Consider the following 13,858-nt stretch of genomic DNA (forward strand, 5'->3'; position numbering starts at 1 on the left):
TTATATGTCTTCTACTGTCATCACCCGCTGGGATCCTGAAAATAAACAATTTTGGGATGGAATCGGTAAGGCTATAGCAAAACGAAATTTATTAATTTCAATTCCGGCATTAACCTTAGCATTTTCAGTTTGGATGGTTTGGTCTGTAGTAGTAGTGAATTTACCAAACGTAGGCTTTAAATTCTCCACTAATCAATTATTTTGGCTCGCTTCTTTACCTGCGCTTTGTGGTGCAACCCTGCGTATTTTTTATTCTTTTGCAGTACCTATTTTTGGCGGTCGTCGTTGGACGGCAATTTCTACGGCTTCATTATTAATTCCAGCAACTGGGATTGGTTTGGCAGTCCAAAATACTGCTACGCCATATGAAATATTTATCTTGCTCGCATTGTTGTGTGGATTTGGAGGCGGTAATTTTGCATCATCTATGGCAAACATTAGCTTTTTTTATCCGAAGGCACAAAAAGGGACGGCCCTAGGATTAAACGCTGGATTAGGTAATTTGGGTGTATCAATTGTGCAATTAGTTGTACCGTTGGTCATTACCACAGGGATATTTGGAGTATTTGGTGGCGAACCTCAAACAGTGATTAAGGCAGGCAATACTTCTTTGCTTTGGTTGCAAAATGCGGGATTTATTTGGTTACCTTTTATAGCTGCAGCATCTATTGCTGCTTGGTTTGGCATGAATGATTTAGCTGAAGCAAAGGCATCTTTCGCAGATCAGGCAGTAATTTTTAAACGTAAACATAATTGGCTAATGTGCTGGCTGTATCTAGGCACATTTGGATCTTTTATTGGCTATTCTGCCGGGTTCCCCCTGCTTATTAAAAGTCAATTTCCTGGGGTAAATGCTTTGAGCTATGCCTGGTTAGGCCCCTTAGTTGGTGCGCTAGCTAGACCTATTGGCGGATGGTTATCTGACAAGTTAGGGGGAGCCAGAGTCACTTTTTGGAATTTTATTGCCATGAGTGGGGGTGTATTTGCTGTTTTAAATTATTTACCTAGCCATGGAACAGGTGGAAATTTCTTCGGTTTTTTAATTGCTTTTATGACTTTATTTGCTACCTCCGGTATTGGTAATGGCTCTACCTTTCGTATGATTCCCGTTATTTTTCTCACTGAACGTCAACGGGAAGCGAGCCAAAAACAGTCAGGACAGGATCAGGCAATTCGTGATGCTAATAAGGAGGCTGCAGCTGTGCTGGGATTTAGTTCCGCAGTTGGTGCTTATGGTGGTTTCTTTATACCCAAAAGTTATGGCTCATCAATCGCCGCAACGGGCGGTCCAGAGGCCGCTTTATATGCATTTATTGTTTTTTATGTTACATGCACTGTGATCACTTGGCGGTATTACAGCCGTAAAAATGCCCCAATGCCTTGTTAAGAATTCATTAAAGGATAAATATGAGCCACTTTCTAGATCGCCTGAAATTTTTAACTGCTGATTCTGAGAAATTTTCGAATGGTCACGGTAAAACAGTTGCAGAAGACCGCACTTGGGAAGATGCCTATCGTTCTCGCTGGCAGCACGATAAGATTGTACGTTCGACCCATGGCACTAATTGCACTGGATCTTGTTCGTGGAAGATTTATGTAAAGGGTGGAATAGTTACTTGGGAAACCCAACAGACAGATTACCCAAGAACTCGGCCTGATTTACCCAATCATGAGCCACGAGGGTGCGCACGGGGGGCTAGTTATAGCTGGTACATGTATAGCGCAAATCGAGTGAAGTATCCAATGATACGAGGACGCTTGCTTAAACAATGGCGAGAAGCAAAATCAATTGTCAAAAGTCCTGTTGATGCGTGGGCCAATTTAGTAGAAAACCAAGAAAAACGTAAGGAGTGGCAGGCACAACGTGGAATGGGTGGATTTGTAAGGGCCTCATGGGATGAAGTAAATGAAATAATAGTGGCAGCAAATATTTACACCATTAAGCAGTATGGCCCAGATCGTATTATTGGCTTTTCACCCATCCCTGCAATGTCAATGGTAAGTTACGCCGCAGGCTCGAGATACCTGAGTCTAATTGGCGGTGTTTGTATGAGCTTCTATGATTGGTATTGTGATTTACCGCCTGCTAGCCCTCAGGTGTGGGGAGAGCAAACTGATGTTCCTGAGTCAGCCGATTGGTATAACTCAACTTTCATTATCGCTTGGGGATCAAACGTACCGCAAACGCGCACACCTGACGCACATTTTTTTACCGAAGTTCGATACAAAGGTGCCAAAACTGTAGCCATCACACCAGACTACGCAGAAGTTTCAAAGTTAGCTGATATTTGGATGCATCCGAAGCAAGGCACCGATGCTGCTATCGCTATGGCAATGGGGCACGTCATTCTTAAAGAGTTTTATTTTATTAAACGGACTGCGTATTTTGACGATTACGTGCGTCGTTATACCGATATGCCAATGTTAGTCATGCTAGAAGAAAAGGTCATTGAGGATGGCAGGACGATCCTTGTCCCTGGCCGTTATGTTCGTTCGAGTGATTTTGAGGGCAAGTTGGGGCAGACCAATGGCGCTGATTGGAAAACAGTAGCATTTGATATCGGTGGTAAACCAGTAGTGCCTAATGGATCGATTGGCTTTAGATGGGGTCCCGACGGGCGCAAAGATTTAGGCAAGTGGAATTTAGAATCAAAAGAAGCGCAATATGACCGAGAAATCAAATTAAAACTGTCTCTCATGGAAGATCAGTTGTTACATGAGATTGTGCCAGTTGGATTTCCCTATTTTGGTGGAATTGTTACGCCTCACTTTGATGTTAATAAACAAACCGATGTATTGGTTCGCAATATACCTGCAAAAAAAATTAGCTTAGGTGAAGTAGATAATAAAAAAGAAGTTTATGTTGCCACAGTCTTTGATTTATTGGCCGGAAATTATGGAATTAATCGAGGCCTAGGCGGCGAATGCGCAAAATCATACGAGGACAATGTGCCCTATACGCCCGCCTGGCAAGAATTAATTACTGGAGTCAAACAGGAGCAAGTAATTGCCGTTGCTCGCCAGTTTGCTGAAAACGCCGAAAAAACGCAAGGTAAGTCAATGGTGATTATTGGCGCCGCAATGAATCACTGGTATCACTGCGATATGAATTATCGCGGCATTATAAATATGCTAATGATGTGCGGCTGTATAGGACAAAGCGGCGGAGGATGGGCACATTATGTAGGTCAAGAAAAGTTGCGCCCGCAAACAGGATGGACTCCTTTGGCTTTTGCTTTAGATTGGATTCGTCCTCCGCGTCAACAAAATTCAACCAGTTTTTTTTATGCACATACTGATCAATGGCGTTATGAAAAGCTAGGGATGGAAGAAATTCTTTCACCCTTAGCTAATAAAGCTGACTATCAAGGCAGCATGATTGATTACAACGTTCGTGCTGAGAGAATGGGCTGGTTACCCTCAGCGCCACAGTTAAAAACAAATCCATTAGATGTTGCGAGAGATGCTCTCGCTGCAGGAATTGATCCCAAAGAATATGTGGTAAAGAATTTGCAGACTGGCTCATTAAAAATGAGCTGTGAGGACCCTGATCATCCCAATAATTGGCCGCGAAACATGTTTGTCTGGCGCTCAAACTTACTGGGGTCTTCTGGTAAAGGCCATGAATATTTTCTCAAGCACTTACTGGGTACGTCTCATGGAGTTCAGGGCAAAGACTTGGGTGTCGATGAGGCTAGACCTTCTGAGGTAGCTTGGCATGAGCAAGCACCCGAAGGAAAATTAGATTTATTGGTTACATTAGATTTTCGAATGAGTACAACCTGCTTATATTCTGACATTGTTTTACCTACTGCAACTTGGTATGAAAAGAATGATTTAAACACCAGCGATATGCACCCTTTTATTCACCCTTTATCAACCGCAGTAGATCCAGCGTGGGAAGCTCGAAGTGATTGGGATATTTATAAAGGATTTGCTAAGAAATTTTCCGAAGTTTGTGTTGGTCATTTAGGCGTAGAAAAGGATATTGTATTAACACCATTAATGCACGATACGCCTGCCGAGCTTGCTCAAGCGTTTGATGTGCATGATTGGAAAAAAGGCGAATGCGAGCTTATTCCTGGTAAAACTGCACCTCAAATTACTCTAGTCGAGCGAGATTATCCTAATACTTATCAGCTGTTCACGGCTTTAGGGCCGCTAATGGATAAAGTAGGGAATGGGGGTAAAGGTATTGCATGGGACACCAAAGATGAGGTTGAGCAGCTACGTGATTTAAATGGACGTGTTAAAGATGGAGCCATGAAGGGGATGGCTAACATTAATACTGATATAGACGCAGCAGAAGTAGTATTAATGCTAGCCCCAGAAACTAATGGTCATGTAGCTGTAAAGGCCTGGAATGCCTTATCGAAAATAACTGGTCTTGAGCATGCGCATTTAGCCTTACATCGTGAAGATGAAAAAATTCGCTTTAGAGATATTCAAGCGCAACCTAGAAAAATTATTAGTTCACCAACATGGTCAGGCCTAGAAAGTGAAAAAGTTTCTTACAACGCTGGATACACCAACGTGCATGAATATATTCCATGGCGAACCTTAAGTGGCCGGCAACAGTTTTATCAAGATCACAAATGGATGCGGGCATTTGGGGAGGGTTTAGTGTCGTATAGACCCCCAGTTGATTTAAAAACAATTAATGGCATTAAAGGGATTAAACCTAATGGCAATAAAGAAATTGTCCTGAATTTCATTACGCCACATCAAAAATGGGGAATCCATTCTACTTATAGCGATAACTTGATGATGTTGACCTTAAACCGCGGGGGCCCAGTGGTATGGCTCAGTGAAGATGATGCGGGTGATGCAGGAATTGTAGATAACGATTGGGTAGAACTTTATAACACTAATGGCGCTATAGCTGCGCGCGCAGTAGTTAGTCAACGCGTTAATCCTGGAATGGTGATGATGTACCACGCCCAAGAAAAAATAATAAATACACCTGGCTCCGAAATTACGGGTTTGCGTGGTGGTATTCATAACTCGGTAACCCGTATTGTATTAAAGCCAACCCACATGATTGGGGGTTATGCGCAATACAGTTACGGCTTTAATTATTACGGCACCATAGGCACTAATCGCGATGAATTTGTCACCATTCGAAAAATGCGCAAGATTGATTGGCTAGATAGTGAAAATAGGAACGCTATACAAGCGTAACAAGGAAAATTAAAATGAAAATTCGAGCGCAAATTGGCATGGTATTAAACCTTGATAAATGCATTGGTTGCCATACTTGCTCAGTAACCTGTAAACAAGTCTGGACTAATCGTCCGGGCATGGAATACGCTTGGTTTAATAACGTAGAAACGAAGCCTGGTATTGGTTATCCTAAAAATTGGGAAAACCAAGAAAAGTGGAAGGGCGGCTGGACTCGGAAAAGCAATGGCAAGCTTGAGCCCAAGCAAGGCGGTCGATCAAAAATTTGGATGAATTTATTTGGCAATCCTAATTTACCTGAAATTGATGATTACTACGAACCTTTTACCTTTGATTACGAGCACTTACAAAATGCTCCAGAGTCTAAGGCAACCCCAACTGCGCGGCCTAAAAGCTTAATTACTGGGAAGCGAATGGAAAAAATTGAGTGGGGACCCAACTGGGAGGAAATTTTAGGTGGTGAATTTTCTAAACGGAGTAAAGATACCAACTTTGATCAGATGCAAAAAGATGTCTATGGGCAATTTGAAAATACCTTCATGATGTATATGCCAAGATTATGTGAACATTGCTTGAACCCTGCCTGTGTAGCCTCATGTCCGTCAGGGTCAATTTATAAGCGCGAAGAAGACGGCATCGTCTTAATTGATCAAGACAAGTGTCGCGGCTGGCGGATGTGTGTTTCAGCCTGCCCTTATAAAAAGATTTACTATAACTGGAAGAGTAGTAAGGCTGAAAAGTGTATTTTTTGCTACCCACGCATCGAGTCCGGACAGCCTACCGTATGCTCAGAAACTTGTGTAGGCAGAATTCGATATTTGGGCGTCATGTTATACGATGCTGATCAAATTGAACATGCTGCCAGCGTTGAGAGTGAACAGAATTTATATGAAGCCCAATTAAAGATTTTTCTGGATCCACATGATCCAGTAGTGCAAAGGCAAGCTTTACAAGATGGTGTGCCGCAAAATTGGTTAGATGCCGCTAAGAAAAGTCCAGTCTATAAAATGGCCATGGACTGGAAAATTGCATTGCCGCTGCACCCTGAATACAGAACCCTACCCATGGTTTGGTATGTGCCACCACTTTCTCCGATTACTGGCGCAGTTGAGGCCGGATATGTTGGTGTGAATGGCCATATTCCCGATGTTAGGCAATTACGCATTCCAATTCAATATTTGGCAAATATGTTAACGGCGGGAGACGAGGCTCCAGTAGTTGCTGCATTAGAAAAAATGCTTGCAATGCGAGCTTGGCAACGAGATAAACATGTCAATGGCACTGAAAATCATGCTGCTTTAAATCAAGCCGGAATTTCTGCTAGTCAAGTTGAAGATATGTATCAAATTATGGCAATTGCAAACTACGAAGATCGATTCGTGATTCCAACTACGCATCGTGAATATGCAGAAAACACATTTGAGATGAAAGGAAGTTGCGGGTTTACATTCGGCAACGGCTGTTCAGATGGAGATTCAGAAGCTAGCCTCTTTGGTGGAACTAAGCGCCGCACGATTCCAATAAACCTAAGTGCTTAAGGGGATACGGATGAAAGATTCATTACCACTACGCGCATTATCTAGATTAATTCAATATCCCGATGTCGAACTTCGGGAAAATTTATTAGAAATGAAGCCTATTGTTATGGCCTTGCCAAAAATAAGCAAGTCTGTAGGAATTGGATTAAATGAATTAATACAATATTTACACTCTACCGATCTTTATGTTCTGCAGGAGGAATATGTAGAGTATTTTGATCGGGGAAGGGCTACCTCCTTACATTTATTTGAGCATGTGCATGGCGACTCACGTGAACGTGGTCAAGCGATGGTTGATTTATTACAGACCTATAAAGCGGGTGGTTTGATACTTGCAACCAACGAACTACCAGATCAATTATCAATTGTGCTTGAGTTTGCTTCCACTTTAAGACTAGCTCAGTCAAGGCAATTTATCGCAGAAATGGCGCATGTTTTGAACGCAATTTATAGTGCATTAGTAGCCCGCCAAAGTAGGTATGCATGGGTTGTCGCTGCTGCAATTGAATATTCTAGAGAGAAAGTAAAAATTCTTGCTCTAAAGCTTAAAGAAGAATCAATTGACGAGACTTGGGCAGAACCTCCTGCATTTGGGGGATGCACTACTCAAGGTCAAGGTAAGCCAGGCGATGAACAGCCACTTCATTTTATTCAGCATGCTAAAGATAAACAAGGAGTTCAAATATGAACTATTTAGAGTTATTTATTTTTGGAATTTATCCCTATATATGCCTAACGATATTTTTTTTAGGCAGTTTAATTCGCTTTGATCGCGATCAATACACCTGGAAAAGTGATTCAAGCCAGCTATTGCGTAAAAAACAACTACGTTTAGGTAGTATGTTGTTTCATATTGGTGTGTTATTTTTGTTCTTTGGGCACTTCTTTGGGATGCTCACCCCCCATTTCTTTTATGAGTCATTTATTGCTGCTGGTGAAAAGCAGCTTGTTGCCATGATAACGGGTGGTATTGCAGGTATCTTTGGATTGGTTGGTATAAGTATTTTATTGTATCGGCGTTTAATGGATGATCGTATTCGGCTTACTAGTAAGCCTAGCGATATTTTAATATTGCTTATTTTATGGGTACAACTTGTACTTGGGTTAGCAACAATTCCATTATCTGCTGCTCACTTAGATGGTTCGATGATGTTGAAGCTGGCTGGTTGGGCGCAGCATATTATGACATTTCAGGGTAGTGCAGTTGAGTTATTAAGTGGAGTTAATTGGATCTTTCGCCTCCATATGTTTTTGGGTATGACGCTGTTTCTAATCTTTCCATTTACCCGGCTGGTGCATATTTGGAGTGGCTTTGCCTCTATCACCTATTTATTTCGCCCATACCAAATTGTGCGCAGCCGACGATTGGGTATTGGAAGAAAATAGTCAATACTTAGCAATGAATCACGGGAAATAAAAAAATGGTAAATAGTCAATTGTGCGAAACAATCCAAACTCTAATTTCAACTCGCCAATCCTTTTTGCCAAAACGTTTATTTCAGCCTGGCCCAACTCAGGGGCAGTTAGATACCCTATTTTCAATGGCGGCAACTGCGCCAGATCATGGGTTAATTCGTCCATGGCGTTTTGTGATATGCCCGCTCGAAAAAAGGGGGGAGTTAGCTCAAGCATTTGCTCAATCGCTATTAGATCGAGACTCTTCAGCCACCGACCAACAAGTTCAAGATGCGATGGTTAAGGCACATCGGGCGCCCTTTGTGATGCTGTTAGTCGTTAATGCAAGGGGCTCAGACCATTCAGTGCCCTTAAGTGAACGCATTATTTCTGCTGGATGTGCTATTCAAAATATCTTTCTAATGGCACATGCAATGGGCTTTGGAGCCAGTCCAACGAGTGGTAAGTCGATGTATATGCAGCCTATTCGTGATTTATTTGGCCTTAGTGTGGATGAAGATCCTTTATGTTTTATCAATATTGGCACACCGGATCGGTCGATGCCACAAAAACTACGAATGCAACCTACAGAGTTTGTCTCAATACTGAATTAGTCTTGCGCAAGAAATCATATTGGCGTAAGAAATAATTTATTTTTTAGTTTATAGTTATTATTCATCATGATTAATAATTTACCTTAAGGTAATGAGACTATGGAAATTAATATTGCTACAGAAGGCGAGCGCCTCTATCGTCAGTTATTAGCTGAAATTACCGCCTGCAACTGGCCAGCGGTGGAAGCAATGTTTGCCCCCGGATTTCAATCAGTTCATTCTGATGGAGCACGTGATAGAGCTACCGAAATTCAAATGATTAAAAACGAAAAGATTGGCAAGTGTACGGTAAGTGATTTCAAAGTAACTCAGGTAGACGGTTGCCTAGTCGTGACTAATATGCTGGCAGTAGAGGAAACCATCGACGGCAAAAGACTTCCAGCTAAATCTTTTGCGCGCCTTAGTGTTTGGAAGCAAAATCAAGGCACTTGGCAGATGATTGCTATCGCGAATTTAAGGACACTTTAATTCGGTTTGGTGCAAACTTCTGGCTTAATTTGATCTGGTTTTTCTTGGCCCATATACACACCAATAATTTTTACCGGTTGATTACCCACGGCGTGAGCAATATGGCACCATTCAATCGCCTCAATATATGACGCGCCAGATTTGAAGGTGCGCTTACCTTTGCTGCCATAGTCAACGATTACTTCACCTGAAACCACGTATATAAATAACGGGACAGCATGTTTATGAAGTGAAGTTTTTTTACCTACAGGTATTTCAATGTTGTACGCATTAATTAAGGGTGTGCCAGTGGGATATTTAAATGATTGTCCTAAAATCGTTTTAGGGGCATCTATTAAAGGAATGACTGTCGCCTTGATATCCTCATAGGGTACATCGCCGCCTAAATGCGTGACGGCTAGGGTATGTCCAGACAGGGCAAATAAACTAAGCGTAATCAGGTGTTTCAGTAAATGGTGTGTATTGGAAAAGGGCTTCATTTCTTCTTTCTGGGTTACGGGGAATTTCGTTGAGACTACCAAACCGACTCTTTGCCTGGCGTAGACGTAATTTGATGGATACTTAAATCGGCGCCAGCATGTTCTTCTTCGGGGCTGAGTTTTAGTCCCATCGCACGCTTTAGCACGCCATACACAATAAAGCCGCCAACTAGCGCAATTGCAACACCAAGGGCCGAGCCAATTAATTGCGCTGAAAAGGATATGCCGCCAATTCCTCCAAAAAATTTCTGCCCAAAGATTCCTGCCGCTAAGCCGCCCCATAGTCCACATAAACCATGTAACGGCCACACCCCTAATACGTCGTCAATACGCCAGCGATTTTGCTCTAAGGTAAATACTTTGACAAAGAGCGCGCCAGCGACCAGACCAACTACTAAGGCGCCTACGGGATGCATTAAATCTGAGCCTGCACAAACGGCAACTAAACCAGCTAATGGCCCGTTATAGGCAAAGCCAGGATCATTCTTACCAACCAGCCATGCTGCCAGAGTTCCGCCAACCATGGCCATTAGTGAATTCATAGCCACAAGGCCACTCATCTTATCAATGGTTTGTGCGCTCATGACATTAAAGCCAAACCAACCTACCGTTAGAATCCATGCCCCTAGCGCAAGGAATGGAATACTCGAGGGCGGATGAGCGGAGACTTTGCCATCTTTGTTGTACCGACCATAACGTGCGCCTAATAAAATAATTGCAGGCAAGGCAATCCAGCCGCCGACCGCATGAACCACAATTGAGCCTGCGAAGTCATGGAATTCCTCACCTGTAAGGTTTTTAATCCAAGCTTGAATACCATAGTTTTGATTCCAGACAATGCCTTCGAAAAAGGGGTAAAGAAAACCGACCAAAATAAAGGTAGCAATTAACTGAGGGTTAAATTTAGCGCGCTCGGCAATGCCGCCAGAAACAATAGCAGGAATTGCGGCAGCAAAGGTGAGTAAGAAGAAAAATTTAACTAACTCAAAACCACTTTTTTGCGCTAAGACGGTAGCCGAATCCCAAAACCCGATACCATAAGCCAGGCCATAACCAATAAAAAAATAGGCAATTGTTGAGACCGCAAAATCAATCAAAATTTTGACTAAGGCATTAACTTGATTTTTTTCGCGTACTGTACCAAGCTCTAAAAAAGCAAAGCCCGCATGCATGGCTAATACCATAACAGCACCCAACATAATAAAAAGTGCATCGAGAGCTGGCTTTAGACTTTCCATAGACCTAATTGTTATAGTTTAAGGGTGGCCAAGAAACTTTTAATGACCTGGTTTTGTAAATCATTTTCATCTTTAGTGGCGCCTGCCCCAGAGTAGTGCCCCATTGGCAAGCGCTCATTAATCGCAATATATTTAGCATTAGGAATGATCTTGGCAGTTTTTAGGGCATCTGCTTCTGGGTTCAGTAAGTCGCCAGTGCCTGCAAGAATCAGGGTTTTGGCTTTAATCGAGCGCAGTGCTGCGGCTGTGTCGCCATTAAAGCCAGCAGTTTGACCAACATCGTGGCGATCGTATGCTCGCGATTGCCAAATCCAATCGTTGGCATCCATTCTTTTCCAGCCTGCATCTTGTATCTTACGCAGGGCTTCGATTTCTGCTTCCGGCGAGGAAATCAATTGATTTTGGTAGGCGGGAGTACGAACAATCACGCCGCTAAGCCAACCAGACCACAGTCGCATACCTGCTTCCAGTGGTTTGTCGTATTGACCATTCCGGTAATTGGGGTCGCTCATAATACTTTGGCGTAGCATTTCTAGAATCCCTGTAGTCCAGGCTGGTGTTTTTGCAAGCGGCACAATGGGAATAATGGCTTGCATGGCATAAGGGTAAGAGACACCCCATTGCAAGGCTTGCATACCCCCCATCGATGCGCCAATTACCGCTACTAATTTCGTAATACCAAAGTGATCGACCACCAGACGGTATTGCGAATTCACCATATCGCGAATATTAAATTCAGGAAAACTCGTATTGGGTTGTAATTTGCTGTTCGATGGCGAAGTAGTAAGACCATTGCCAATGGCATCGGTACAAATAATGAAATATTTATCAGGATCCAGTGCTTTGCCAGGGCCGATTAAATAATCAAGGCGATGATGATTGCCACCAATGGCCGTAACCATCAAAATTGCATTACTTTTATCTTTATTTAGCGTACCAAAGGTTGTATAGCTTAAGGAAAAAACCCGAATAAATGCACCATTTTCAAGGGGCAAATTGCCTTCATGGTATATCTGGTGTTCAGGTTCATTGGCGCGATGGGCAAAGGTTGCAAAAGAAATACAGCTCAGCATAAAGCTGATGCCATAGACGATTACTTGTAACCCTCTTAAATACATACTGCACCTCCAAAGGCTAATATAGCTGTATTTATAACAGGAATTGGCGACCTACCAATAATTGCTAGGCTGGTCACCATTGCTGAGGCTAATTAGGTGATAATTAAGCAATAATTAAGCACTAATTTTAAAGGGTTAGAAATGAAGCTATCTATACTGTTATTAGGCATTCTTTTTTCTTTTAGTGTCCATGCTAAAGGGGTTCGGCTAATTTGCGCTGAGGCTAATTCAACATCCAATTTATTGATTCAAGTACATCATCAAAAAAACCAATGGGTCTACCAAATCGATGAGTTAGTGATGAAGAATGGTAAAACTGATGCTTTGGGTGGTGTTGCCCAGATATCCAAAAAGAGCGGTATTTACACCATCAATTACAAAAGCAATACTAGCGACTCAATTACCGTCATCAATCCAAAAGAAGGCACGATGACTGTTCAAGATCTTGCCGATGGCAATAAAACGACTGAATATCAATGTAAGCCTAGTAATTTCAAGAAGTAATCAATCAATCTTCGATAGCCTATTGGCCACGCACATAAAAGATATTATTGATGAGCTCACTGAGCCGTTCTGAATTAAAAATCTTAAGCCTTTCTGCGCTCGGCGGTGTGCTCGAATTTTATGACTTCATTATCTTTGTTTATTTTGCTACCTCAATTGGGGCATTATTTTTTCCAGCTAATATGCCCGACTGGTTGCGTCAATTACAAACCTTTGGTATTTTTGCGGCAGGATATTTAGTGCGTCCCATTGGTGGTATTGTGATGGCGCACTTTGGCGATACCCGTGGGCGCAAAAAAATGTTTACGCTTAGTATATTTTTAATGGCAATTCCCACTCTGGCCATTGGGCTGATGCCAACTTACGCTGATATCGGCATATTAGCGCCGCTTATCTTATTATTATTTCGGATGATGCAAGGCGCAGCGATTGGTGGCGAGGTTCCGGGGGCATGGGTATTTGTCGCTGAGCATGTGGCCCCTCGCTATGTTAGTTTCGCATGTGCTGTTTTAACAGCTGGATTAACTGGCGGTATTTTATTAGGCGCAGTTGTAGCCGTGTTAATCAATACATTTTATTCACCAGAGCAAATTTTAAGCGGGGGTTGGCGTGTCCCCTTTATTCTGGGTGGCGTGTTTGGGGTTATTGCAGTTTTTCTGAGGCAATGGTTACATGAAACCCCAGTATTTCAAGCAATGCAACAGCAATTAAGTCGTCAAGAATTACCTTTAAAGGTCGTTTTGCGTGCGCATCGTCCAGCAATTGTGTTAACAGCATTAATGACTTGGATGTTATCTGCAGCAATTGTGACGATGATTTTAATGACACCAACCTTGTTGCAAACTTTATTTAAAGTGCCCGCTAGACTCGCACTTGAGGCTAATATTTTTGCAACCCTAAGCTTAACAGCAGGGTGTTTAGTTTTTGGCGCTTTAGCAGGAAAATTCAATGCAGGACGAGTCATGCTGATTGGCTCAACTGGGCTGGCAGCAACGTCAATTCTTTTTTACCAACAGTTGGCAATTTCATCTGAACATATTTTTCTGCTCTATGGTTTAAATGGTTTTTTTGTCGGCGTTATCGCCATTATTCCTGCGGTTGGGGTAATGGCGTTTCCTGCACCCGTTCGATTCTCCGGGCTTTCCTTTTCCTACAACGTGGCTTATGCGATTTTTGGTGGACTCACTCCAATTTTTATAAGCCTATTAATTCCTTTAAATATGATGTCGCCTGCCTATTATGTGGCTGCATTAGGGGCTTTGGGTTTTTGTATCGGCCTTTATCTGATAAGAAAAAAGCCTGCACTTGAAATGATGCATTAAG

At 42.4% G+C, this 13,858-nt stretch carries 12 protein-coding genes; 9 read left to right on the forward strand and 3 right to left on the reverse strand.

The features are described 5' to 3' along the window. The first annotated feature begins 4 nt into the window (after nucleotides 1–4). The 7 genes from LZT21_RS07970 (at nucleotide 5) to LZT21_RS08000 (ending at nucleotide 9,196) form a co-directional block, all read left to right on the forward strand. Nucleotides 5–1,387, forward strand: a complete 1,383-nt coding sequence (locus LZT21_RS07970; protein WP_233990182.1) for a NarK family nitrate/nitrite MFS transporter — start codon at nucleotides 5–7, stop codon at nucleotides 1,385–1,387. A 20-nt stretch (nucleotides 1,388–1,407) separates the two neighbouring features. Then, complete coding sequence (locus tag LZT21_RS07975) at nucleotides 1,408–5,181, forward strand: nitrate reductase subunit alpha (protein WP_233990183.1); 3,774 nt, start codon at nucleotides 1,408–1,410, stop codon at nucleotides 5,179–5,181. A gap of 14 nt (nucleotides 5,182–5,195) precedes the next feature. Continuing rightward, nucleotides 5,196–6,719: a nitrate reductase subunit beta gene (narH, locus tag LZT21_RS07980; protein WP_233990185.1), complete on the forward strand. Its 1,524-nt coding sequence runs from the start codon at nucleotides 5,196–5,198 to the stop codon at nucleotides 6,717–6,719. A 10-nt stretch (nucleotides 6,720–6,729) separates the two neighbouring features. Continuing rightward, nucleotides 6,730–7,407 (forward strand): nitrate reductase molybdenum cofactor assembly chaperone, encoded by a 678-nt coding sequence (gene narJ, locus LZT21_RS07985; protein WP_233990187.1) that lies wholly within the window; start codon nucleotides 6,730–6,732, stop codon nucleotides 7,405–7,407. Further along, entirely contained in the window at nucleotides 7,404–8,105 is a 702-nt protein-coding gene (narI, locus tag LZT21_RS07990) for a respiratory nitrate reductase subunit gamma (RefSeq protein WP_233925351.1), read from the forward strand. The genes narJ and narI overlap by 4 nt, the downstream gene beginning before the upstream one ends. A gap of 35 nt (nucleotides 8,106–8,140) precedes the next feature. Beyond that, nucleotides 8,141–8,728: a nitroreductase gene (locus tag LZT21_RS07995; RefSeq protein ID WP_233925352.1), complete on the forward strand. Its 588-nt coding sequence runs from the start codon at nucleotides 8,141–8,143 to the stop codon at nucleotides 8,726–8,728. A 99-nt stretch (nucleotides 8,729–8,827) separates the two neighbouring features. Continuing rightward, entirely contained in the window at nucleotides 8,828–9,196 is a 369-nt protein-coding gene (locus LZT21_RS08000; RefSeq protein ID WP_233990189.1) for a nuclear transport factor 2 family protein, read from the forward strand. Here the strand turns inward: LZT21_RS08000 and LZT21_RS08005 are convergent. The 3 genes from LZT21_RS08005 to LZT21_RS08015 are packed head-to-tail and all read right to left on the reverse strand — an operon-like array spanning nucleotide 9,193 to nucleotide 12,031. Continuing rightward, a complete protein-coding gene (locus LZT21_RS08005) occupies nucleotides 9,193–9,675 on the reverse strand; it encodes a cupin domain-containing protein (RefSeq protein WP_233925354.1) in 483 nt (160 codons plus the stop codon). The two genes, LZT21_RS08000 and LZT21_RS08005, sit on opposite strands and share 4 nt — an antisense overlap. Nucleotides 9,676–9,710: 35 nt before the next feature. Then, nucleotides 9,711–10,913 carry an ammonium transporter gene (locus tag LZT21_RS08010; RefSeq protein WP_233990191.1) on the reverse strand — a complete coding sequence of 401 codons (1,203 nt, stop codon included), beginning with the start codon at nucleotides 10,911–10,913 and terminating at the stop codon, nucleotides 9,711–9,713. Between the two features lie 11 nt (nucleotides 10,914–10,924). Then, nucleotides 10,925–12,031 (reverse strand): alpha/beta fold hydrolase, encoded by a 1,107-nt coding sequence (locus LZT21_RS08015; RefSeq protein ID WP_233990193.1) that lies wholly within the window; start codon nucleotides 12,029–12,031, stop codon nucleotides 10,925–10,927. A gap of 141 nt (nucleotides 12,032–12,172) precedes the next feature. Between LZT21_RS08015 and LZT21_RS08020 the strand changes: the two genes are divergently transcribed. Then, nucleotides 12,173–12,535, forward strand: a complete 363-nt coding sequence (locus tag LZT21_RS08020) for a hypothetical protein (protein WP_233925357.1) — start codon at nucleotides 12,173–12,175, stop codon at nucleotides 12,533–12,535. A gap of 50 nt (nucleotides 12,536–12,585) precedes the next feature. Next, complete coding sequence (locus LZT21_RS08025) at nucleotides 12,586–13,857, forward strand: MFS transporter (protein WP_233925358.1); 1,272 nt, start codon at nucleotides 12,586–12,588, stop codon at nucleotides 13,855–13,857. Nucleotide 13,858 lies beyond the last annotated feature (1 nt).

The sequence above is a fragment of the Polynucleobacter sp. IMCC 30228 genome (genome assembly GCF_021395205.1).
Classification (GTDB): domain Bacteria; phylum Pseudomonadota; class Gammaproteobacteria; order Burkholderiales; family Burkholderiaceae; genus Polynucleobacter.

Excerpts from the sequence above, each read along its gene's own strand:
- narI (WP_233925351.1), top strand. The coding sequence starts at position 7,404 with ATGAACTATTTAGAGTTATTTATTTTTGGAATTTATCCCTATATATGC.
- narH (WP_233990185.1), top strand. The coding sequence starts at position 5,196 with ATGAAAATTCGAGCGCAAATTGGCATGGTATTAAACCTTGATAAATGC.
- LZT21_RS08005 (WP_233925354.1), bottom strand. The coding sequence starts at position 9,675 with ATGAAGCCCTTTTCCAATACACACCATTTACTGAAACACCTGATTACG.
- LZT21_RS08020 (WP_233925357.1), top strand. The coding sequence starts at position 12,173 with ATGAAGCTATCTATACTGTTATTAGGCATTCTTTTTTCTTTTAGTGTC.
- LZT21_RS08010 (WP_233990191.1), bottom strand. The coding sequence starts at position 10,913 with ATGGAAAGTCTAAAGCCAGCTCTCGATGCACTTTTTATTATGTTGGGT.
- LZT21_RS07975 (WP_233990183.1), top strand. The coding sequence starts at position 1,408 with ATGAGCCACTTTCTAGATCGCCTGAAATTTTTAACTGCTGATTCTGAG.
- LZT21_RS07970 (WP_233990182.1), top strand. The coding sequence starts at position 5 with ATGTCTTCTACTGTCATCACCCGCTGGGATCCTGAAAATAAACAATTT.
- LZT21_RS07995 (WP_233925352.1), top strand. The coding sequence starts at position 8,141 with ATGGTAAATAGTCAATTGTGCGAAACAATCCAAACTCTAATTTCAACT.
- LZT21_RS08025 (WP_233925358.1), top strand. The coding sequence starts at position 12,586 with ATGAGCTCACTGAGCCGTTCTGAATTAAAAATCTTAAGCCTTTCTGCG.
- LZT21_RS08000 (WP_233990189.1), top strand. The coding sequence starts at position 8,828 with ATGGAAATTAATATTGCTACAGAAGGCGAGCGCCTCTATCGTCAGTTA.
- narJ (WP_233990187.1), top strand. The coding sequence starts at position 6,730 with ATGAAAGATTCATTACCACTACGCGCATTATCTAGATTAATTCAATAT.
- LZT21_RS08015 (WP_233990193.1), bottom strand. The coding sequence starts at position 12,031 with ATGTATTTAAGAGGGTTACAAGTAATCGTCTATGGCATCAGCTTTATG.